The 23,457-nt window shown below is 42.6% G+C and carries 15 protein-coding genes; 8 read left to right on the forward strand and 7 right to left on the reverse strand.

Annotation, left to right across the window (positions count from 1 at the left end; all coding sequences use genetic code 11):
* Positions 1-217: 217 nt before the first annotated feature.
* Complete coding sequence (gene def / locus AB4135_RS11780; RefSeq protein WP_371993056.1) at positions 218-709, reverse strand: peptide deformylase; 492 nt, start codon at positions 707-709, stop codon at positions 218-220.
* Between the two features lie 480 nt (positions 710-1,189).
* Here def and AB4135_RS11785 point away from each other — a divergent pair, with 480 nt between their 5' ends.
* Positions 1,190-2,911 (forward strand): MFS transporter, encoded by a 1,722-nt coding sequence (locus AB4135_RS11785; RefSeq protein ID WP_371993058.1) that lies wholly within the window; start codon positions 1,190-1,192, stop codon positions 2,909-2,911.
* Between the two features lie 68 nt (positions 2,912-2,979).
* Here AB4135_RS11785 and AB4135_RS11790 read toward each other — a convergent pair whose 3' ends face one another.
* Entirely contained in the window at positions 2,980-3,648 is a 669-nt protein-coding gene (locus tag AB4135_RS11790; RefSeq protein WP_371993060.1) for a hypothetical protein, read from the reverse strand.
* Positions 3,649-3,870: 222 nt separating this feature from the next.
* Between AB4135_RS11790 and AB4135_RS11795 the strand changes: the two genes are divergently transcribed.
* The 5 genes from AB4135_RS11795 (at position 3,871) to AB4135_RS11815 (ending at position 12,699) form a co-directional block, all read left to right on the forward strand.
* The gene (locus tag AB4135_RS11795; RefSeq protein ID WP_259649875.1) at positions 3,871-4,224 is read left to right on the forward strand and encodes an MGMT family protein; all 354 of its coding nucleotides are present in this window, start codon (positions 3,871-3,873) and stop codon (positions 4,222-4,224) included.
* 30 nt (positions 4,225-4,254) lie between these two features.
* Complete coding sequence (locus tag AB4135_RS11800) at positions 4,255-5,061, forward strand: DUF3108 domain-containing protein (RefSeq protein WP_371993062.1); 807 nt, start codon at positions 4,255-4,257, stop codon at positions 5,059-5,061.
* 276 nt (positions 5,062-5,337) lie between these two features.
* Complete coding sequence (locus AB4135_RS11805; RefSeq protein ID WP_371993064.1) at positions 5,338-10,836, forward strand: response regulator; 5,499 nt, start codon at positions 5,338-5,340, stop codon at positions 10,834-10,836.
* Positions 10,837-10,873: 37 nt separating this feature from the next.
* Positions 10,874-11,965: a two-component system response regulator gene (locus tag AB4135_RS11810; protein WP_371993066.1), complete on the forward strand. Its 1,092-nt coding sequence runs from the start codon at positions 10,874-10,876 to the stop codon at positions 11,963-11,965.
* Between the two features lie 116 nt (positions 11,966-12,081).
* Positions 12,082-12,699 carry a MarC family protein gene (locus AB4135_RS11815; protein WP_371993067.1) on the forward strand — a complete coding sequence of 206 codons (618 nt, stop codon included), beginning with the start codon at positions 12,082-12,084 and terminating at the stop codon, positions 12,697-12,699.
* A gap of 126 nt (positions 12,700-12,825) precedes the next feature.
* Here the strand turns inward: AB4135_RS11815 and AB4135_RS11820 are convergent, their stop codons facing one another.
* Complete coding sequence (locus AB4135_RS11820; RefSeq protein WP_371993156.1) at positions 12,826-13,602, reverse strand: class II glutamine amidotransferase; 777 nt, start codon at positions 13,600-13,602, stop codon at positions 12,826-12,828.
* 243 nt (positions 13,603-13,845) lie between these two features.
* On the opposite strand from AB4135_RS11820, the gene fadE reads away from it, so the two are divergent.
* A complete protein-coding gene (gene fadE, locus AB4135_RS11825; RefSeq protein WP_371993069.1) occupies positions 13,846-16,293 on the forward strand; it encodes an acyl-CoA dehydrogenase FadE in 2,448 nt (815 codons plus the stop codon).
* Between the two features lie 68 nt (positions 16,294-16,361).
* Here the strand turns inward: fadE and AB4135_RS11830 are convergent, their stop codons facing one another.
* The 4 genes from AB4135_RS11830 to AB4135_RS11845 all read right to left on the reverse strand — a co-directional run bounded on the left by AB4135_RS11830 (position 16,362) and on the right by AB4135_RS11845 (position 23,006).
* Complete coding sequence (locus AB4135_RS11830) at positions 16,362-18,179, reverse strand: cation:proton antiporter (protein WP_371993071.1); 1,818 nt, start codon at positions 18,177-18,179, stop codon at positions 16,362-16,364.
* Between the two features lie 658 nt (positions 18,180-18,837).
* Positions 18,838-20,007: a BamA/TamA family outer membrane protein gene (locus tag AB4135_RS11835; RefSeq protein ID WP_371993072.1), complete on the reverse strand. Its 1,170-nt coding sequence runs from the start codon at positions 20,005-20,007 to the stop codon at positions 18,838-18,840.
* Between the two features lie 79 nt (positions 20,008-20,086).
* Positions 20,087-21,769 carry a hypothetical protein gene (locus tag AB4135_RS11840; RefSeq protein WP_371993074.1) on the reverse strand — a complete coding sequence of 561 codons (1,683 nt, stop codon included), beginning with the start codon at positions 21,767-21,769 and terminating at the stop codon, positions 20,087-20,089.
* 328 nt (positions 21,770-22,097) lie between these two features.
* Positions 22,098-23,006, reverse strand: a complete 909-nt coding sequence (locus tag AB4135_RS11845) for a LysR family transcriptional regulator (protein WP_371993075.1) — start codon at positions 23,004-23,006, stop codon at positions 22,098-22,100.
* A 229-nt stretch (positions 23,007-23,235) separates the two neighbouring features.
* Here AB4135_RS11845 and AB4135_RS11850 point away from each other — a divergent pair, with 229 nt between their 5' ends.
* Positions 23,236-23,448, forward strand: a complete 213-nt coding sequence (locus AB4135_RS11850; RefSeq protein ID WP_371993077.1) for a DUF1656 domain-containing protein — start codon at positions 23,236-23,238, stop codon at positions 23,446-23,448.
* Positions 23,449-23,457 lie beyond the last annotated feature (9 nt).

Genomic DNA, 23,457 nt, shown 5'->3' on the forward strand with positions numbered 1-23,457 from the left:
AAGGGCTCACGTAGTGCGGCTGAAGTAAAAAATGGGCAAAATGCTGAATGGTCAAACTTTCAATGCAATTGGTATATGGCATGGAAAAATCACTTAATACCGCGCATGTGGCATTCGATATACGTTTGCATGGTCTATAACAAGCCTGTTGTTTCAGCCCAAAAAAAACGCCCCTCTAAAAAGAGGGGCGTTCTCGAAACAGTTTGCTGTCAATGGACTATTTAAACTTCTTCACTTTTTTAAGCGCTATTTGTTGTTTTAGCATCGACAGATGATCGGTAAACACAATACCTTTAAGATGATCCATTTCATGTTGCAATACAATCGCAAGAAACTCATCAGTATCAATTTCGAATGCTTCACCTGTGCGATCTAATGCTGTGACCTTAACGCCTTCATGGCGATTCACTTTCGCGCGGTAACCAGGGATAGACAAACAGCCCTCTTCACCTTGGAACTCACCGCGTGACTCAACAATTTCAGGGTTAATTAATACCATAGGTTGATCACGTTCTTCAGACAGATCGATAACCAAAATTGCGTGTAAACTACCCACTTGTGTTGCCGCAAGACCGATGCCGTCATCGGTGTCGTACATGGTTTCAATTAAGTCATCAATAAATCCCTGTACCGCATCAATGTCTTTCACTGGCTCGGCTTTACGCTTAAGCCGAGCATCAGGGATCGTTAAAATTTCTAACACTGCCATATCATTATCACACTAGTATTAACTAAAAAATTCGCGCTATTATGACCGAATCAACAGCAAAGGCAACTATCAGTACATTTCGCTTTATAAACTCAAACAAGAAGCTGTTGATCTTCCACAGTTGTTTTGACCGCAGTTTATTAGCTAGGTTGAAAAACAGAAGCTATGGGGTTTAGTCATTCTCCACAAATAAGCTGCATTTTCAGATAGAACGGGGATAACATAGCGGGCGTTACCACTTTTCACTTAGCTCGCTAAGCATCATCGCTCAGCCTTGCCCTAAAATCATTGAGCTCGAACAAAAACCAAGATCGGAAGATCAACAGCCATAATACTAACTCCATTAAAGAGTTGCTCACAATTGGCATAACTCCCCCCTGCGACTTTTCTCTAAAAAAGTTCATAAACCGACAATTCAGTCCATTTAATGGATCAGTTATGTTATATTTGTAGAAATGTATAAAATATACGGATAATAATATGTCACAAGCTGTGCGCTCCCCTTTACCCCCTACATTCTTTGTTGCCAATACTATGGAGATATTTGAACGACTCGCTTGGTATGGCTTCTTCGCGCTGTCATCCCTCTATATGACATCACCACAAAATCAAGGTGGACTCGGGTTTTCAGACCAAGAACGTGGACTACTACAGGGAATGATCCCTTTCTTCTTATACCTCTTCCCTGTACTAACCGGAGCACTCGCTGACCGCTATGGTTATCGGAAAATGTTCTTGGTCGCCTATGCGATTATGTGTCCCAGTTACTATTTACTTGGCCAAGTTGATAGCTTTACTGGTTTCTTTATTGCCTTTATGGGGGTCGCGGTCGGAGCCGCATGTTTTAAACCTGTAGTAACAGGCACCGTGGCACGAACAACCGATGATACTAACCGTGGTTTAGGCTTCGGGATCTTTTACATGATGGTGAATATCGGCGGGTTCTTAGGGCCATTTGTTGCTGGATATGTGCGCGCTATTAGTTGGGACTGGGTGTTCATCATGTCGGCATTTTGGATCGGGCTTAACTTTATTCCTGCACTGTTTTTCTACAAAGAACCCACAGATCAAAACAGCCAAAAAGGTAAGCCACTCAAAGCGGTCTTTAACGATATCCAAGAAGTACTCGGTAACGCCCGTTTCGCTATTCTATTTTTTGGTACGCTTATTATATTAATGTCTTATGGCGCAAAATGGATTACCGGTGAAACAACGTTAATCATCTACGCAGCTTGGTTCACGGGGCATCTTATATGGGACAGATTAGCTTCCTCTAATAAGGGCGCGCCTTGGTACGGTCAAAAAATTAGTTTAGGTAATAAACCTTTTGTGATCTATCTGCTTATTCTATCTGGCCTTTGGATGGTCTATCAGCAAATATTTATTACCCTACCTATCTACATTCGTGACTTTGTCGACACTACCGACCTGGTACTAATGCTAGCCAACTACCCTGACTTGCAGCAATTCTTTGCTCCTGTCGATACCGCGTTACTGCAATCAGAGTTAGCTCGCTTAGCGCAAGAGTTCAGTACTGGCACATTAAACGCTAAGCAAGCCTATTTTGAGCTAGTTCATGCAAAAGTGATGGTGCCTACAGTGGAAATAGCTCAAGCGTTTACCGCCATTGGCCAAACCCCAGCCTTAGCTGCACAATATGCTCAGAGCTGGGCTAATGACTATCGCCAAGTGAACCCTGAATATCTAATTGGACTTAACTTCTTGTCGATTGTTTTGATGCAATTATTGATCAGCCGTTTTGTTGAACGTTTCCAAGCACTACCGGTGTTGGTTGGTGGTACGATTATTCTCGCACTGGGTACTGCTATTGGCGGATTTGCACATGGTGCAGTAATGGGCGGCGCGATGGTACTGACATCTATTTTAGTATTCTCTATTGGCGAAATGGTTGCGTCACCAAAGAGCCAAGAATATGTCGCAAGCTTTGCACCCAATGACAAAAAAGCCATGTTCATGGGTTACTACTTTGTATCATCAGCGATTGGGTTCTTACTGGCAGGACCGCTATCTGGCTACCTTTACAGTGAAGTTGCTAAAGGCGCTGAACGTCCAGATCTAATGTGGTTTATTATTGGTGCACTGGGCTTACTCACCGCCTTTGGTTTGATCATCTTCCATAAATTTGGCGTGACACCACAAGCACAAGACGAGGTTAACGGCGAACTTGCTCAAGCCAATTAACGTGATATAGGCGCTAAACCGTCATTTTAAAGCCCGCGCAAATAATACTTACGCGGGCTTTATCTAAATTAGAACTGCGAACGTACCGCAAACACCCACTGAGTATCATCGCTTTCATATTGTTCAAGCTTTTCCCAATCATACTGATAACGTATTACCCATGACCACTGCGGATTAACTTGATAACCCATGGCCAACCAGCCGCGAGCATCAAAACGCTCAACGCCGTCAATACCAGCATTCGCGCTGACGTACAATTCGCTATACCAATGTTCTGTGATAGGTTTAAGTACTGTCATACTGGCATTGGCTGCAGTGCTATCGGTGTAGGATTTAACCGCCAAGTGGTTAACCGCCAGCTCTGTAAAGACTTGGCTGTTTAGCCAGCCTTTATGCTCATGCATTAATCCTAATTGATATTGATAATGACTCGCTCTGCCAGCCGGAGTGTCTGTTTTACCATGATCAATCGACGCTCGCAGGTGCCACTGGTTAGCTGAGTACAAATAGCCAAGATGCCATTTATCGCCGCCGGTATTAGTATTGCCTGTAAATTTTTGATGGCTAGTGGCCAAACTACCACCCACTTTAAGCACATCACCATCAAAACCGACATAAAGCGAATCACTAAGATAGAGTGGATCAGCAATATGGCGATACTGTTCGGCTAAAGCAGGTACAGAAAAAGTTGACAGCAACAATGAACAAACAAGAGGCTTGGAAACCTGCATAGACATGATATATACCGTAAAAAAGCGCTATTATTACGTCAGCACCAAGTGTCAGCAAGAACTTTTACCTTATATTACAATGCACTAATAAGTGCGCAGCATGCGCGTAAAACGTTAACAGACGTAACGCAATTAAGCTCATTCAAAATCCTTAAAAGCACTGTCGAGTGATACAAATTAGCGATAGAATTAAATATCAATCAGTATAAAATCTAGGGATAGTGGTTAATGCAAAGCGATATCAAAGCTTCACCGATGACGCAAATATGGCATATTGTGTCTATGATCCCAGAAGGGAAAGTGAGTTCATACGGAAAAATAGCCGATTTAGCTGGGTTACCAGGTCGAGCGCGTTATGTATCCAAAGCACTAAAGGCAGCGCCTGATTCACTCGCCCTGCCTTGGCATAGAGTGATCAATAGTCAGGGTAAAATCTCTTTTGCAGAGCACACCCAACCTTATATTGATCAAATGGAGCGACTACGCGGTGAAGGAGTTATGGTCAATCGCGGTAAAGTGAAATTATCAGATCACGAGTGGCGACCGGATATGGCAACATTAGTACTTTCAATACCCTTTTGAAGCACTAAACTCAATGTAAAGGATACGTATTTGTTTAGAAAATTATCGATTATATTTGCGGTCAGCTTACTGTTTACAAGCAACATCGTTATTGCTGACACTACGCCTCTAACACCTCACACCGCTGAATACCAAGTTAACTATGGCAGTATTGAACTTGGCCGAGCACGTTACATTCTAGCGGCTCCCGAGGGTGATCAATTCCGCTACCGTTTTGATAGCGACGTGAGTTTACTGATGCTGTCAGATCAACGCCATATTCGTAGTGAGTTTACGCTAGAAGGAGATCAACTCATTCCGATGCGTTACTCAGTAGAAAGAACTGGCACAGGACCTAATTTTAGGGAACAAATAGCCTTTGCCAAAGGGCAAAATGTGGTCCACAGCCGTTATAAAGATGAACGAGCAAAGTTCCCTTACGATGAGCAGCTATTTGACCCTCTCATGGTGCAATTACAATTTAGGCTCGACATGGAAGCCAATAAAGAGGAACTGCATTACACCATGGTAAAGGAGGGTGAAATTGATGACTACGGCTTTAAAATTGTTGGCAAGGAGCGAGTCAACATAGAAAGTGGCAGCTACCAAACCATAAAGTTTGAGGTGAAGCGCGATAGCAGCAAAAGGCAAACTTTTTTCTGGATGGCACCAGAATTAAGTTACTTACCCATCCGCTTAACCCACTTTGAAAAGGGTAGCAAACAACTAGACATAACCTTACTTAACTACAAGTACGAACCACAAAAAACGGCAGTGACTATCGCGCCTAAACAAGCAGTCAGCGATACCAGTGGAGTAGCAGCTGAACATTCAGATAATGTGACCTCGGTGAACTAGAGGTCACCCTCTTTTTCAATTAAACGAGTAACAGCCTTCTAGTCATAACGAATTGATGCTCACGCTCATTCTGTATAAAATCTTACTTTCGCCACGCCGAACAACAAATCCACTTCCACGCCACTCTATAACAGTTTATAGCACTAATAAACATATAATAAACAATATAAAAAACCACTTTTAACCAGTCTAAACCACTGCTGTTTATCTTGTTAGAAACACTATTGTCGTGTAGTTTTAACTTAGCTCTCACTAGGCGCTACAAGGTAATGGATTATGCCCTCCCCCTTATTACAAAAGATAAAGATAACTTCTACTGTCCAATACATCATTTTGTTTATCTTACTTACTGTTAATTTGTTCTTGTCGCTCGCTGATGCAACTGAACAACCGCAGAGTTACCAAGAACAACTAACCACTGCGGAAATTAAAAATATCGCGACAGAGCTTAAATATTACGACGAGATCCTTACCTCTTCAGTGCTAAGCTATGGCTTCTCAGGTGATGAAAAATGGTTAAATCGCTATCACCTCAACGAACCCAAACTCACCAAGCTCATTAATCAGCTTTTATCACGACAAAACCCAGAAGATAATAAGTTGGTAAAAGCGCTTGAAACAACCAATTCAAAACTCGTCGCGTTAGAAAGCCATATGATCGAGGCGATTAAGCAAGACAACCGCAAACTTGCAATGGCGTTAATCAACGGTGACGAATACCATCAGCTAAAAAAACAATATCTAAGCTATTTAATCACCTTTACTGATACGCTTAGCGCCAGAGTAGATAGTGCTAAGGGAAGCGAAAGCCAGATCGCAGAATTGACGCCTGAAGAAAAGAAATGGGTTGCTGAAAACAAGATAGTCATAGGAATAGATAACTGGCCACCAATGTTATTTATGCAAGCTGATGGCACTATTGGAGGACTAGCCGGTGCTATCGTCAATAAAATTGTTAATAACACCGGTCTACAGCTAGAAATTAAGCAAGGTGAATGGAATAGCAATCTAGAAGCTTTTAAGCGCGGCGAAATAGATTTATTACCCGATGCCTATTTTGAAGAAGATCGCAAAGCATTTGGTACTTACAGTACGCCTTTCTTTTTGGTGCGCGAGTTATTTCATGTAAAAGCAAAAAATACCCACCTCATTAACAATAGCGATCTGGCTAACGCCACCATTGCCCTGCCTCAAGGCTATACAAGCCTGAAAAAGTTACAAAGCTTATATCCTAATATCACTATTCTTGAAACCGCAGGTATAGACGAGTCCATAGAACGAGTTTTATCAGGAGAAGCAGATGCCTTGGTCGACTCAGAGCTTGCTATTCAGCACGCTATGCGACTACAAGGAAATACAGATCAAATTAGAGCCATTGATGAAGATATTTTTCCGCCAACATCAGTTCATCTTTTTAGCACCAAACGCTCCCCAATCTTGCATTCTGTTTTACAAAAAGGGCTTGATTCATTAAAGCTAAGAGATTTAATGCTTACGAAAAACGATTGGTTAGCCACGGATCCTGAAGTTTTCCAGGATGAGCAACCAGAGTACTTAGATTCTTTGTTCATCATCATGGCTATTGTACTGGCACTTTTTATTCTGGGTACAGTGATCAGCTCGCGCATACTAAAGGCAAATGATAAAGAGTTGGCGACACGTTTTAGCTCTAATAAGTTTAAGCGCTCAATCTATATTGGGCTTGCCATACTCTCTGCGGTACTGATTACAGTTATCGCTTTGGTGACACAAAATGCAGAACAAAAAACACGTAGTGAAATAGAGTACAACTTGCAAACCCTATTAACATCGACCCATCAAAGGTTATTTTTCTGGGTAGATTACGAGCTAAATAGCTTGCAGCAAGTGGGGCAAAATGAAGAGTTAGTTGCTCTAATTGAGCAATTGCTGGTACTCCCGCGTGATAAAAGCTCCCTAGTTGAAGCGTCGATTCAATCTCAGGTGCGTAATTTCTTTAGTGAGCGAGAACGTGAACCAGGCTCTTTTGGTTTCTTTATCATCGCACCAGATAAGATAAGCCTCTCATCGAGAAGAGACATAAATGTAGGCGGGCTTAACGTCATTGAGCAGCAACGTCCAGGGCTACTTGAGAAAGTACTGCAAGGCGAAAGTGTATTTGTGCCGCCGATCCGCTCCGATGTTTTCTTAAATGAAAAGTTCAATGCCAGTATCGATGACAAACCCCCTACCATGTTTTTTGCTGCACCCGTAGTGAATAAAAACAACCAAGTCATAGCTATAGTGACAAAACGCGTAAACTTTAATGGCATATTCTCCTCAATACTTTCTGCAGGCTTTATTGGCCATAGCGGCGAGACTTATGCCGTCGATAAGTCAGGTTTACTGCTATCGAAAGTGCGTTTTGAAAGCCAACTGCGTGATATAGGCTTGATATCTCAAGAGCAAGACGCATCATTAAATGTTCGTATAGCCAACCCCGGAGTCAACTTACTCAAAAGCAAAACTAAGGTCTCGCCCAAAGACAATTGGCCGTTAACCCAAATGTCAGCGCAGATATCAAATGAAAAATCTGGATTTAATTTGGATGGATACAAGGACTACCGCGGGGTTAAAGTCGTAGGTAGCTGGTTATGGGATGAAAACTTGGGAATGGGACTGGCGGCAGAAGTGGATGTCGAAGAGTCTTTTGCGCTAATCAATATCTTTAAATATACCGCTTGGTCGATTGTATTCATTTCGCTGGCATTATTGGTTGCTAGCACCCTGTTCACCCTTAGAGTCGGTACCCGCGCGACACGAGCGCTAACCCGTTCACGAAAAGAGTTAGAAGAGCTGGTAAAAGAAAGAACTGAAGCGTTAAACGCGGCAATGCATAAAGCCGAAGCCGCAACACGCTCTTTGGCAGAACAGATGACATTCCAACAGCTACTAATTGATACCGTCCCTATCCCGCTTTTCTATAAAGATGCTGATGGTAAATTTTTAGGCTTTAACAAAGCCTACGAAGACATTTTCCAAGTTGAATCTAAAGACTTAGTCGGCTTGAAAGTGACAGATCTAACTTACTTAAGTGAAGAGGACCGTCAACTTTATCAAGTAGAGGATACAACGGTCATCTCTAACCAATCGACTCTCAAAAAAGAGATGAGGATCCCCTTTGGCGACGGTAAAATTCATGACACTTTATATTGGGTTACGGGCTTTAAAGACAGTAATGATAACCCTGCTGGATTAGTCGGTAACTTCATTGATATTACAGCTGAAAAAGAAAATGCCAGAAAGCTTGAGATCGCAGTAACAACCGCAGATGAAGCCACTCGTGCCAAAAGTGATTTTTTGGCCAATATGAGCCATGAGATCCGTACACCGATGAATGCCATTATTGGCATGAGCTATCTGACCCAACAAACTGAACTTACGCGTAAACAGTCTGATTATGTCTCTAAAATCCAACATGCAGCCGAATCACTGTTGGGCATAATTAACGATATCCTCGATTTTTCTAAAATTGAAGCTGGCAAGCTCGAGCTAGAAACGACCGCGTTTAATCTCAATGACAGTTTTGACAACCTAGTACAGATGATTGCTCATAAAACCCAGCAAAAAGGCTTAGAGTTGTTGGTGGATGTAGAGCCAAATCTACCCGTTGATCTTATTGGCGACCCATTAAGACTTGGGCAAGTGCTGATTAATTTAGCCAATAACTCAATGAAGTTTACTGACGAAGGAGAGATCATCGTTCGAGCACGTGCTGTTGAGCAAAATGAACAACATGTGATGATAGAGTTCGCTGTAAAAGACACTGGCATAGGTATGACATCTGAGCAGCAAAGCCGCCTATTTAAATCATTTAGCCAAGCGGATGCATCAACCACCCGAAAATACGGTGGCACAGGGTTGGGCTTAACGATTTGTAAGACCTTAACAGAAATGATGGGCGGTGATATTTGGGTTGAAAGCATATACGGTGAAGGAAGTAGCTTCATTTTTACTGCTAAATTTGCCATCGCTGCAACTAAGTGCACCACAGAAAAAGCCTCATCTACAAGTTTGTTAGATCTGCCGATCCTCATTGTTGATGACAGTGTTGCTGCCCGTGAAATTCTATTCACCTTATCCGAAAGCTTGGGTTTCCGACCTGATCTTGCAGCAACTGGCAGCGAAGCACTTGAAAAAATAAGACTCGCAGACAGTCAAGGTACCCCATACCAGCTGCTACTCGCAGACTGGAAAATGCCGCAAATGGACGGACTCGCGCTTTGTTATGCCATCCAAGAAGACAGCAGCCTAACTTCGCCGCCTAAGCTGGTTATCGTCACAGCTTATGATCGCGAAGAGATGCTTAAAAAGTCGGGTAAAGTCAAACTGAACAGCGCTATTACTAAACCTGTTAGCGCCTCCACCTTGCTCGATACCGTGATGGCTGTAATGGGTAAATCTAAATCTCAATCCAATATCAGTACTGCTGGCAAGCTCGATATTTCAGCGGCCAAAGGTATTGTCGGCGCACATTTATTGCTAGTTGAAGATAATGAAATTAACCAGGAAATAGCAACTGAATTACTCAGCATGGCAGGTATCGAAGTCGCTACAGCCTCTAATGGTAAAGAAGCTGTCGACATGGCGCTAGCCAATCACTATGACGCGATCTTAATGGATATACAGATGCCTGTTATGGATGGTTACGATGCGACACGAGCAATACGGTTAGTGCCAGAAAAGCGGTCTATACCTATTATTGCGATGACTGCCAACGCCATGAGTGGTGATCGAGAAAAATGCCTAGACGCTGGTATGAATGATCATATTCCCAAGCCTATCAACCCGCAAGAGGTTTATCGAACACTGGCTAAGTGGATTGAACCAACGGGTAAAGAACTGCCACAGCCAATAAACACTGTTGAACAGGAAACTGAAGAGCCAGAGATCGTACTTACTGATTTCGATGTAGACAGCGCATTAACTCGCATGTCAGGTAACCGTAAAGCCTATAAAAAAATGTTAGCCAAAGTGGCTCTGTCACAAGCAAACGCAGTGGACACGACTCTAAAAGCAATAACTGACAATGACATTAATGCAGCCATTATAGCCATCCACACTTTAAAAGGAGTAGCGGGCAACATTGGTGCAATGTTTGTGGTACCAGTCGCTGAACAAATTGAGGTCACACTGAACGAACAAAAACAAGCCGCGACGTGTGCTATTGATGCCGATCTGCAATTGCTGCTTAATGAGTGCCAAACACTGTTGAGTAAAATGCTCATAACCATTGAGCAAGCGCTCAACAGAGCCAATACCGAAAAAGAGAGTAGCAATATATCCAAAACTGAATTAGTTGAACGACTCGATACGCTTAATGAGCAAATAGAACTGCTCGATAGTACGGCCGTTGACAGTTTAGATAGCCTTTTTGAGCAACTTAAAGGCGCGAGCGACTCACAAGTGAGCAAATCACTGTATCAAGCATTGTCACAGTACGACTTTGATGAAGCAGCCATACTCATTAAAACATTTACCCATGAGCTGTTGGCATTACATCAAGCGAAAGACACTCGCGAGCAGAATGATCAAGAAACGACTGAAAATATTGTTAAGCAGCTCAAGATAATAGAGATTCAGATCGAAGATTTTGACTCTGCAGCCACCGACAGCATTGAAGCCTTGCTCGATTGTCGGCTTCCCGAAAGCGTACAACAATATGCAGAACAACTACTTGATACATTGAGTAGATATGATTTTGAAACCGCAGAGTCACAACTTAAACAACTGCTAGAAACATTAGCTAACCACTAATGTCATTAACTAAAACCAATAATAAAGGAATGTAACAATGGTCGATGTAAAGAAAGCTACAATTCTTGCCGTTGATGATACAGCGACTAACATCGAAGTCGTAAAAGGAATATTGTCCCAAGACTACCTCATTCAAGCTGCATTGAGCGGCAAGATGGCGTTAAAAATAATTGAAAAGCGCCAACCCGATCTCATCTTGCTTGACGTCATGATGCCGGAAATGGATGGTTACCAAGCATGCCAGCAGCTCAAAGCTCAAGATTCAACTAAAGATATTCCAATTATTTTTCTAACCGCAAAAGTACAAGAGGACGATGAAACCAAAGGCTTAGCCCTCGGCGCCGTTGACTATATTACTAAGCCTATCAGCCCAGCGATCCTAAAAGAGCGAGTGAAAAACCACCTATTGTTAAAGGCTTCTCGAGACTTAATGGAGCGGCAAAATGAAATTCTTGAAGAGCGAGTCATTGAGCGCACCAAACAATTAGCTGAATTACAAGATGTCGCCATGGTAGCAATGGGAGCCCTAGCAGAATCACGCGATCCAGAGACAGGCAATCACATTCGTCGCACCCAACATTACGTGCGAGTCTTAGCACAAGCATTAGCGAAAAAGCCTCAATATCAACAGCAACTTTCGCCTGAAGCGATCACTGCAATGTATAAATCAGCGCCTTTACATGATATTGGTAAAGTTGGTATTCCCGATCATATTTTACTCAAACCCGGCAAGCTCACAGACGAAGAGTTTGAGATCATGAAAAAACATACCACCTATGGTCGTGATGCAATTATCGCTGCCGAGAAGTCGATGGATGCGGCGGATAACTTTTTAGTCTTTGCCAAAGAGATTGCCTATTCACATCAAGAAAAGTGGGACGGCTCAGGCTACCCGGAAGGTTTAGCCGGAGACGTTATTCCTTTATCAGCCAGATTAATGGCGGTAGCAGATGTATATGACGCCCTAATTAGCAAACGGGTTTATAAACCCGCATTTAGCCATGAAAAAGCAGTCGCTATTATTGCCAAGGGGCGTGGCAGCCACTTTGATCCCAGCATGGTTGATTGTTTCTTAACTATCACAGATGAGTTTAATGCGATTGCGCTGCAGTTCCTCGACCAAGATTAACGGAGCAACATAATCGTGCTCAGAAAAGCAGTAAACCACTGATAGTAAAATCTAAAATAATCGCGTATTCTGCCAAAAATAACTGTTAGTATTTATTTTTACAGGAAAAAACACTAATGAACCAATTCGTTGAACACTTACTAACCGTATTTATGGCATTTTTTGCAATCATGAATCCTATTGCTAACACAACCGTTTTTGCAGGGCTAACTGCCGAAATGAGCAATATAGAGCAGAGAAAGATTGCTTTTAAATCACTAATGATTACCTTCGTCATCATAGTTTTATTCGCATTTTTAGGTAAAACCATTTTCCACCTGTTTGGCATATCGCTGCCAGCATTGCGTATAGCGGGTGGAATTTTGGTGTTTCTTGTCGGTTATCATATGTTACATGGACAAAGCTCTAAGTTGCATACTGCAGCGGCAAGTTCAGATGACAATATCGCTATCTCGCCGCTAGCCGTACCATTACTTGCAGGACCAGGCACCATAGCTACAGCGATGAACTACTCGGCAGCTGGTGGTTGGCAAGAAATAACCTTAACTGTGGTCTCCTTTGCAGTACTCTGCCTCATTACTTTTATCTGCTTTGTGTTTTCATCAAAGATTATATCCGCCATTGGCGAAAGCGGTTTAAGTATAGTCACGCGTTTAATGGGACTTATTTTGGCGGTTATCGGTGTGCAAATGGTAATAGATGGCGCCAGTGCAGTGATTACGAATATTCATTAAGTTATGTTTTGATCACGAATTGAAAATCGTAAAACTGTAACAACAAAAAGGCAGCTATGATCTTAATAGCTGCCTTTTATATACCGATTACTTTTGCCGATGGTTAATGGCGATTCATATTCAAACTTAGCCTATCAGTAACTCGCCTTTTTTAAACAGCTTCCACTCTCCAGCAGCAAGTACATTCCACTGCTCATCTTTTGTCAGTGGACGAGTGGCAATAACGGTCACCACATCGTTAGGGGTCGTTTCTTTATTAAAATCAATCACCACATCGGTATCAATCAGTTTAGCTTTGCCAAAAGGCGCGCATCGAGTGATATAACACAAGTTATTACTGCAATAACTCATTAAGTGTTCACCGTCACTTAAGATCATGTTAAACACGCCCAGGGCTCTGATCTCGTCCGCTAAGGTTGCAATAAAGCGATACACTTGCTGCATATCATCAGGTGCTTTATCACCAAACTGCTCAACCACTTTATCCATAATCCAGCAAAATGCCATCTCACTGTCGGTATCACCCACCGCATTAAAACGTGCAGAGATAAACTTATCTTGATAATCACTTAACTGACCGTTATGAGCATAAGTCCAATACTGTCCCCAAAGCTCACGCGTAAAGGGGTGAGTATTTTCCAAAGACACACCACCACGGTTAGCTTGTCTTATGTGGCTCACCACCACTTCACTTTTAATCGGATAGGATTTGATTAACTTTGCAACATCGGATTCGCTACTTGGGCGTGCATCTTTAAATGTACGATTACCTTTACCTTCATAAAAAGTAATTCCCCAACCGTCAATATGTGGTCCGGTTACCCCGCCTCTTTCGGCAAGGCCTGTAAAACTAAATACAATATCAGTTGGTACATTGGCACTCATCGCCAGCAACTCACACATTAATCTTAATCCCATTCAATAAGCTACAACTCTATGTTCCCATTCTACCCAGTTGCTACGCATAGTGGAATGCTCCCTTAACACAAAATATTTAAACATTTGTTTGAAAAAGGCTTGTATTAAAGCTGACTTGGGTTTAGATTTTATGAGACACAGGTCTGACCACAGGCTATAATTGTGAAGTAGACCCGCAAATAAGTGACTCGCTGCAAGTGATAAGTCACAACTAAAAGGAGAATTACAGTGACTACCCTACTTTGGATCCTGGCGATGATTTTTACCATAGGCGCTTTTGCCTATCTAAGAGTCTCCCTACTCACTGCAACCATAGGTGCCGCTATCGTAATGGCGATCGGCACAGGTACTGCAGTTATCAGCCCGCTTTTATGGGTTGCGTTTCTTGTTATCGCCCTACCGCTCAACCTCAGCTCTTTCAGACAAAATGTGATTACTCGCCCACTACTAAAAATGTACCGCGGGATCATGCCAGAAATGTCGACCACAGAGAAAGAAGCGATTGAAGCAGGTACAACCTGGTGGGAAGCCGACTTATTTGCAGGAAAACCTGATTGGAGCAAACTTCACAACTACCCAAAAGCGACCCTAAGTGCTGAAGAGCAAGCCTTTTTAGACGGTCCTGTTGAAGAAGTGTGTAAGATGCTTAACCAACATCAAGTATCTCATGAGATAGCTGATCTACCAGAAGAGATCTGGCAGTATTTAAAAGATCATGGTTTCTTTGCCATGATTATCAAAAAGAAATATGGCGGTTTAGAGTATTCAGCTTACGCTCAATCGCGAGTCCTACAAAAGCTTGCAGGTTTAAGCAGCGAACTTGCATCAACCGTCGGTGTACCTAATTCACTCGGTCCAGGCGAATTACTGCAACATTACGGCACTACCGCTCAACAAGATCACTACCTACCGCGTCTTGCAAAAGGCTTAGAAGTTCCCTGTTTTGCATTAACTAGCCCAGAGGCTGGTAGTGATGCAGGCGCAATCCCAGATTTCGGCATCGTATGTAAAGGCCAGTGGGAAGGTGAAGAAGTGCTAGGTATGAAACTGACTTGGAACAAACGCTATATTACTCTAGCGCCAGTCGCGACAGTTCTAGGATTAGCATTTAAACTTCGCGATCCAGACCAGTTACTGGGTAAGCAGGAAGAGCTAGGCATCACCTGTGCACTTATCCCTACTGATATTGAAGGGGTTGAAACTGGCCGCAGGCATTTCCCGCTTAACTGTATGTTCCAAAATGGTCCAACCCGCGGTAATGAAGTATTTGTTCCGCTTAGCTTTATCATTGGTGGTCCAGAGATGGCAGGCCAAGGTTGGAGAATGTTGGTCGAATGTCTATCTGTTGGTCGTGGTATTACCCTACCTTCTAACTCAGCGGGTGGAATTAAAACTGCCGCATTAGCCACAGGTGCATACGCGCGTATTCGTCGTCAATTCAAACTGCCTATCGGTAAGCTTGAAGGGATTGAAGAGCCAATGGCGCGCATCGGCGGTAATGCTTACCTGATGGATGCAGTAACATCTTTAACTACCACTGGTATCGACTTAGGTGAAAAACCTTCAGTTATCTCAGCAATTGTTAAGTATCACCTAACCGACAGAATGCAAGGTTGTGTTATTGATGCCATGGACATTCACGGTGGTAAAGGTGTCTGTTTAGGCCCTGGAAACTATCTTGGCCGTGGCTATCAAGCTGCACCAATCGCCATTACGGTTGAAGGTGCAAACATTCTTACCCGTTCTATGATTATTTATGGTCAAGGCGCAATTCGCTGTCATCCGTATGTTCTGGCAGAGATGGAGTCAGCGTTTGATACTGACGCAAGCAAAGGTCTGCGTGATTTTGACGCCGCTATCTTTGGCCATATCGGGTTTACCACCAGTAATTTAGTCCGCAGCTTCTGGTTAGGTCTTACCTCAAGCCGCTTCTCTAACGCGCCTTATTCAGATAAAACGAAGCGTTACTACCAGCAAATGAACCGCTTCAGCGCAAACTTGGCATTACTATCAGATCTTGCAATGGCGACACTCGGTGGCAACCTTAAACGCAAAGAGCGCATCTCTGCTCGTTTAGGTGACCTGCTCAGTCAGTTGTATCTTGCCTCAGCCACATTGAAGCGCTATGAAGATGAAGGTCGTCAATCTGAAGACCTGCCTTTGGTACAATGGGCCGTAGAAGATTCACTGCACAAGCTGCAAACATCACTCGATGATCTGCTGGACAACTTCCCTATGGGACTAGGTCTACCACTGCGTGCCATTATCTTCCCATTTGGTCGTCCATTAAAACGTCCTACTGACGTGCTTGACCATAAAGTTGCTAAGATCATGCAAACACCTTGTGCCAGCCGTGAGCGCATGGGTAAGGGCCAGTTCTGGACACCAAGCGAGCACAACCCTGTAGGTATTCAAGAGCAAACCTTTAAGGATATCTTGGCGTCAGAGCCTATCTACGACAAAGTCTGTAAAGCTGCAGGTAAGCGTCTACCGTTTATGTGGTTAGATAAGATAGCAGCTGAAGGCAAAGCATTAGGTGTACTGAGCGAAGATGAAGTCGCGTTATTAGAGCGTGCTGAGATTGGGCGTATGAAATCTATCAATGTCGATGACTTTGACCCTGAAGAGTTAAAAGCCCGCGTGCTTGAGTTTACTAAACAGGAACAAGCAGCATAAGAAGTCCAAGCTACAACTAAAAAGCCAGTCGGTGATCTCGACTGGCTTTTTTAATGGAGTGAAAACAACTAAGCCTCTTTGGCACTCAACTCAACAACTGTAGCATCGGCAGGTATTAAACTGATTAACTCCACACCGTGGCTCAGTGTTGTATCAGCTGCACTAACCACTTTAACTTTACCCTCTTGCAGATAAATCAAAGGAATTGCAGTTTGACCGTATTGCTGCATGAACATCGAATAATCAAAGTTTTCAGTTAGATTAGTACTTTTTATTGTGGCGCCTTTAGCCATCAAACTGGCCAATTTTGAATAAGACACCACATCGCCAAATAGGCATAAACGCTTCAGGTATGACTCCGATAACTGATGCCTGGCACTGCCATTGCTGCTATCACTATTATTGAGCCCGTAGACTTTTTCGCCGCCAAACACGTCTTGAAAGTAAAAACTCACTAATGGGTTAAGCTGGCGATAGGGCGACATGACTAACACTCGCCCTATCCCGCTCATATCCATGTGGTTCTCAGCATGCTCTGATGCAGGGTTACCAAAATAAACGGGAACATTATCCATTCTTGCCAAACGGATATTGTCCCAGTTATTGTCAGCAAGCAGTACAGTCACCCCCTTCGACACTAAGGTTTTAGCCAGTGCACGTGAAAACTGCGATGCGCCAAAAATGAGTAAGCCTTGAGAAGAGCCTGCGGTCACTCCTAATATTTTAGCCCAGCGGCCAGCCGTTAAGCTCTGAATCACCACTGTGCCTATAATAATTAGAAACACCAAAGGCACAATCAACTCAGCACCCTCAACACCCGCCTTTTCGAGTTTAATTGCAAACAATGAAGAGATCGCTGCCGCCACAATACCGCGCGGTGCTACCCAACTTAAAAACCATTTATCGCCACTGGATAGAGAGGTTCCGATCCCGCAGCACCAAATGCTCAGCGGCCTTGCGACTAGCATCACTACCGCTAATAACGCTAAACCCTGCCAACCCAGACTTAATAGTGCATCGGCATTAAGTCTGGCCGCGAGTAGGATAAACAACGCTGAGATCAACAGTACCGTTAGCGTTTCTTTAAATTCGAGAATATCGCTGATCTCAACTCCTTTCATATTCGCCAGCCAAATCCCCATCACAGTCACTGACAACAATCCCGCCTCTTCCTGCAATAAATTAGAACCGACAAACACCGCAAGCATTAAGGTCAGTACAGCGGTGTTGCGCAAATAATGGGGTAGCAAGTTTTTCCGCAAAATTAATCCCACTAGATAACCGCTTAATGCACCAAAACCCAAACCAACCACGAGCATAGCCCCTAATGCATGCAGTACGTGAGTAGTGGGATCGGCAGCGACAACTATGTATTCAAACACCAACACCGCAAGGATGGCGCCGATAGGGTCAATAATAATACCTTCCCAGCGCAAAATACTCGCAAGCTCTGTTTTAGGCCGAACACTACGCAGCATAGGCACGATAACCGTCGGCCCAGTCACCACGACTAATGCGCCAAACAGGATAGCCATCAGCCAATCAAACCCCAACAGATAATGCGTTGCCACACTGATGCACGCCCATGTGATAGCCGTGCCTACAGTGACTAAACGCGTTACCATGCCTCCATGTTCACTGATCTCTTTGAAGTTTAACGTCAGCGCGCCTTCAAACAAAATCACCGCCACACCTAACGAGATAATCGGGAATAGTAGATCGCCAAAAATTGCATCTGGGTTTAAAAAGTCAACAGCTGGCCCAAGCAGTAGTCCACAGAGTAACAAAGGTAAAATGGCAGGCAGCCTAAGTCGCCAGCCAAGCCATTGACAAAAAAGGGATAAAACCCCCAACAAAGCGAGCATCGCGGTGATCTGCTCAAGCATACAATTTCCTTATTCAATAATTGGCGTCACTACATTGTTAACATAGAAGTAAAAGCGTCCAATGTAAAAATTATCGCTATAAGTTAACTATAGAATTCGATAAGAGATCATCAATGTGCACATTCACTAAGCGCTAACTCACTATTGGATAAAAGTGAGTTATCTTCCGCCAAAGGTAGTTCCAATGACCTGCGGTCGGCTTACGTGCAGAGGTAACTGAGGCTCGCTGCTAATACTTCTGACCTCCAAGAGTGGAGGAAATGCCAAATCCTGTATGGAACACAATTCACCATGTAAACTCTACAAAAACATCGATATTTTTGACAGCCTCAGTTACCACTGCACTGGGTTATCAAAGCACTAACTCTTGGCATTAGAGGCTTTGAACCCGATACATCTTCACATGCAGTAAAATCTGCAGGTACACTTAAGTCACCAATCGAACAGACAACAATCTCGCCCTCCGTTGAAAATTTTACTGTTTAAATATCGCCGGGGCGCTGAGAACTTGACTCTTATGTAATCAATAGCGGGGACAAGCACTTTTCCTTTCGGCTCTTGTGTGGGCGAAGCGAAAGCGTAGCTTGATAAAACTAATAGCGAACTAAAACGTTTGGGGCTGCCAGCCTAACCTTCTACAATCAGCAAGCTAGAAGTACTAAAAACCTGAACCCAATTTAAAATAAATAGCATTTTCGTCACCGCTGGTGGCTAGGTCTATCCCCATATGAATGCCATAGCGCCGTGCCAGTTGATATCTAAAGCCCACACCGTACGCATTGACTGATCCGCCGCTTTGCTCAACAGACTCATCATTGGTTATACCATAGCCATAAAATGCAGATACCGTCCATCGATGATCAATGTGATACATCAATTGCGATTGAATAACGCCTACTTGTTCGCCCTGGTAGCGAAAAGCGGCAACGCCTCTAAGATCCACATAAGGTTTAGTCGTCGGCGATAAACTGGTGTCTCCGGCATACAACTCATCAAAACTTCCCGCTAGCGCAAAGGTCCAATGCTTTGAAAAAGGAAAGAACATTTCACCAGATACCCCCAAAGTTTGATAGTCAGTATCAGAGCCTAAACTCTGATCATAAAACATATATTCAGCAGAGAATTTATAGCCCTTTTTAGGAAAAAACAGATTATCGCGGGTGTCGTACTCAGCAAGTAACCCTAAACCTGAGGTGGTGCTTTTATCCCCCAATGTGTTTTGTAGGATCCAATCAACTAACGCATTGGAAGAACTAACGCTAGACTCTGTCCACAATTGTTTCATACCCAGCATCAGGGGCGTACCAGCAACTCTAAACTGCACTTTTTGTAATGCAAAAAGTGCTTCCGTCGTGGTATCAAACTGTATTGCATTTTCAGGAGGTAAAAGCCCGCCTAAACGGGTATATATTTCTAGGTTGGCATTAGCAGCCCCCCCAATAACGGTGTATCGAATACTGTCATTCATCCATGAGTGTCGGTGCCCCGCCAACGCAAACCAGGTACCGTTTGCAGTACCACCAGCGCCAACCATTGTCATCGCAGCAGGAATAAGCTGAGCCCCCCCGTCTATAGAACTTAAAGCCTGCTGCCTGCGATGCTCTTTTTCCTCTTCTGACTCATGAAGAAATAAGCCAATAAGACCCCCACCAATGCCCACGGCAGGCTCGGTAATTAATACAGGAATTGGCAGAAAGCCATATGCATTCTCAGCTAAATGGTAACCTAAATCGAATTGACCATCTTTTTCATCAAAGAAATACGACTTTTCAGCGACAACTGAAGATGAAGCCGTAAGCAACATGCACAACAAGATATTCTTACTCATTATTATCTATCTACTCATTAAATATAAACTGACTTACTAATTAAATAACCAAACTTAAATATTATTTTAATACATTTAATTAGCTTGGTATGAATCTTAGTACTATTGAGACCATCATTAGCATTAACACACTCGAAGAAACATAAGACACAGAAAATGAAAATATTACTGAACGATTAAAGTCCCGGCCATATAAGTCTGGAAAACCAATGCCCGCACTATGACTTCCGTTTACAATACTTGAAATGTCCGCAGAGGATTTAAGCCTAAATAATAAATAACAAATAGCAAAAGAAACCAGCTGAGAAGTAATAACGACGCCACAACCGATGAGAAACACATCAACGCCAACATCGCTGATTACACTCATAGTGATAGGACCGAAATAAAGCCCTGAGATAGCAACAAAACCAGCGAGTGACAGCCTGCGAATATGACACGCTGTTTCATTCGGAAATAAGGCTAATGGCACGTTCCTATTACACAAGTAACCAATGACACCGCCTGAAATTAAACTCGTTATGCCCAAACTAAAATAAAGGTATAGGCCACCAAGGCTGATATGCCAAAGGCTGATCAAATAAGCAATGACCAACCCAAATCCAAATAACAGCTGATGATACCAAGCATCTTCAGCAAACGTTTTGAAGTAACTTTCAGCTAATTTAATATCTACGTCATTGCCTGTCAGCTGCAGAATATCGTTTTTCTGCAATACTATTTCAGGCGTAATAAGTATCTCTTTTCTTGCTCTGACTATTCTAGTAAAACACACTTCACGGAATGTATTTTCATTCACTTTACGTTTAATTTGCTGCAATGTACTGCCAACAAAATGGCTAGCACTGATCATTACCATCGTACTGCCATCGACAATAGACACATTATCTTCTAACGATAATTCACTTCCTAATATATTATCATCGAAATAAAATAGAGTATTACTTCGACCTGTAATCGTAATGATATCACCTGCGCTAATATGGCTGGACTCATCTTTATCATTCGACTCTAATTCAAAAGTAACATCAACAGAGGGAGCATTAAGTTGCTGAATCGTCTTTCCTATTACCGTACTATCAACATTCACTTGAAAAGAACGTCGGACAACATTAGCGACAGTGTTGGCACGGTTCCCTCTACTGGAATTATCATAGAATGAACCCTGCTGTAGGTGTAGATCTTTATCAGTGTTGTTCCACTTCACCATTATGGGAAATATCCATTTTAGGATAATGACTGGGCCCGCAATACCAAAAATGACCGTTAACGCATACCCCATATAAAGCTCATTTATAGCCACTGTTTTGCCCTGATTACTTAGCCCCACAAATTGTTGAATTGCTTCAGTGGTTACCGACATTATTTCAGGATGAATAAAACTACCAGCAGCAATGCCAATCGCAGTGTATATGCCTATATCAAATAACTGGCTCGCTATCGCAACCGCGATTAAAGGAACAACACTCATCAATATGCTTGCAAGTAATATCGACTTTTTATGAATTTGTAGGGTATTAATAAACTGATAGCAACCTTGATATCCAACGACATACATAAAAAGACCAAATAATATCCATCTTAATGATGGATCTATTTCAACCCCTATTTGGCCAATAACTACCCCCATAATTAATATTCCGAGAATGCTACCGAGGTAAAAGCGGCCTATGGTTATTTTCCCAATTAAAAATCCAAATACTAAGGTAGCCAAAATAGGAAAGTAAGGTGATGTATTTAATATATATTGTAGTGTGCCCATAGCTTGATCACTTTTATGGTTTAGGCATGCTCAGCTTTAAAGCTATGTGCCGTTAAAAATTGATGAGCGGCACCAAGGTATATTCGCTTATGTTTTCCATATAAAACTGGATATCATTACGTACAAAGCTGCATCTCAGGGAAGCAATTCTATGGACTAAGACAGGGGGAAGGTAATCGCGTATGAAGGATGACATCCTCACCTATAGCGACAGCTGTTAGGAAATCTTTTTACGAAGCGGTTTAGCTTATGCTCTTACCGTTAATAGGGGCTCATCTTAGTCATATCATCGGCAACTCATGTATAAGAAGTTGCCAATGTGAGTTAATCAACGTGCAACAGCATCAACGGCATCAATATGGTCTGTGATACATTTAACAATTGACTTTTTTACGATTGCGATCTGCTTAGAGTGCGGGCACCAAAGAGATACAGGGACATTAACGCCTTCTTTAATCTGGTCGGCTTTTATCTGTACAATATTGTCAGAATAGTACTCTGCAAGTAAGGTGCTACGTGGTAATAAAGCCCAACCTAATCCTTCTTGCACCATTCTAATAATTAACGTTTGTTGGTCGAGTACTTCATAGTTTGAAGAGAGAATGACTCTTTCAGCCATATCATCATCTAACATCGATTTAAGCACAAATTGTCGAGTTGATTTCATTTTATTGAAGGTTTGATCCCCAGGTAACTGCGCTAAAGAGCTATCCACAGAGGTAAAAGGTACAAAGGGCATATTGCGCATTAATACTGAATCAATACTGTTAATCACTTTACTTTCGAATATGTTTACCATACCAAAGTGAATCGTCCCCTCTTGAATACCTTGCTTAATCTCAGCTTTAGACCTTACTAATAAATTGACCCTCATTGATGGGAAGTCACTAATAAGCTTGCGTCGTATTACCGTTAATAACTGCTGAGGGATAAAGCTAGAATAAGCGATCGTGATTGATGCCAATTCACCGAATGACAAACTTAATGCAACACGGTCAAAAGTGCGAGTTTGCTCAATTGCCTGTTTCGCATAATAGTAGAGCAAGGTCGCATCTTCTGTTGGTTCAACTATCCGGCCTATTCTTTCAAATAAAGTAATCGCGAGCTGATCTTCTAAATTAGTTATAACCTGACCGATAGTCGTGCGGTGTTTATTCAATTTAACAGCCGCTTTGCTAAAGGCTCGCTGTTCATAAACAGTAACAAAAGCAAGTAGTTGCTCTAAACTGAAATTCATAATCCCACTCCGTAAAACGCTTGATATCACGAAAAATAGCCGTTATCAATCCTATTTGTCTAAGATTAGACTAAGCCTGCTGTTGATTACACTTTAAATATTTGTAGGGGCTCGTCCATCATAGGTGATTAACCAGCAAACACTAAAGCGGGTAATATCAGTCTTCTACTAAATAAGACTTTCAAAAAGCGCCTTGTTTAACCCCATTCTACCCAGTAAGGCTACACGTATGAACACAATGCCTCATGAAATAGCACTCGGCGATGTCTATTTTCCTCCGTTATTACTTGTTGGAACTCTAGCATATTTGTTGACGAGCGTTTTCACTTATATCGCCACTAGACTTGGCTGGTACCAAGATGTAGTCGCTCCCGCCATTGTGGAGCTGTCTATCATAATCATCTTTGTTGGTATTATCAGCCAATTTATTGCTATTTTTTAAAAGGGACGA

The sequence above is a fragment of the Shewanella sp. 10N.286.54.B9 genome, from assembly GCF_041468565.1.
Taxonomy (GTDB): Bacteria; Pseudomonadota; Gammaproteobacteria; order Enterobacterales; family Shewanellaceae; genus Shewanella.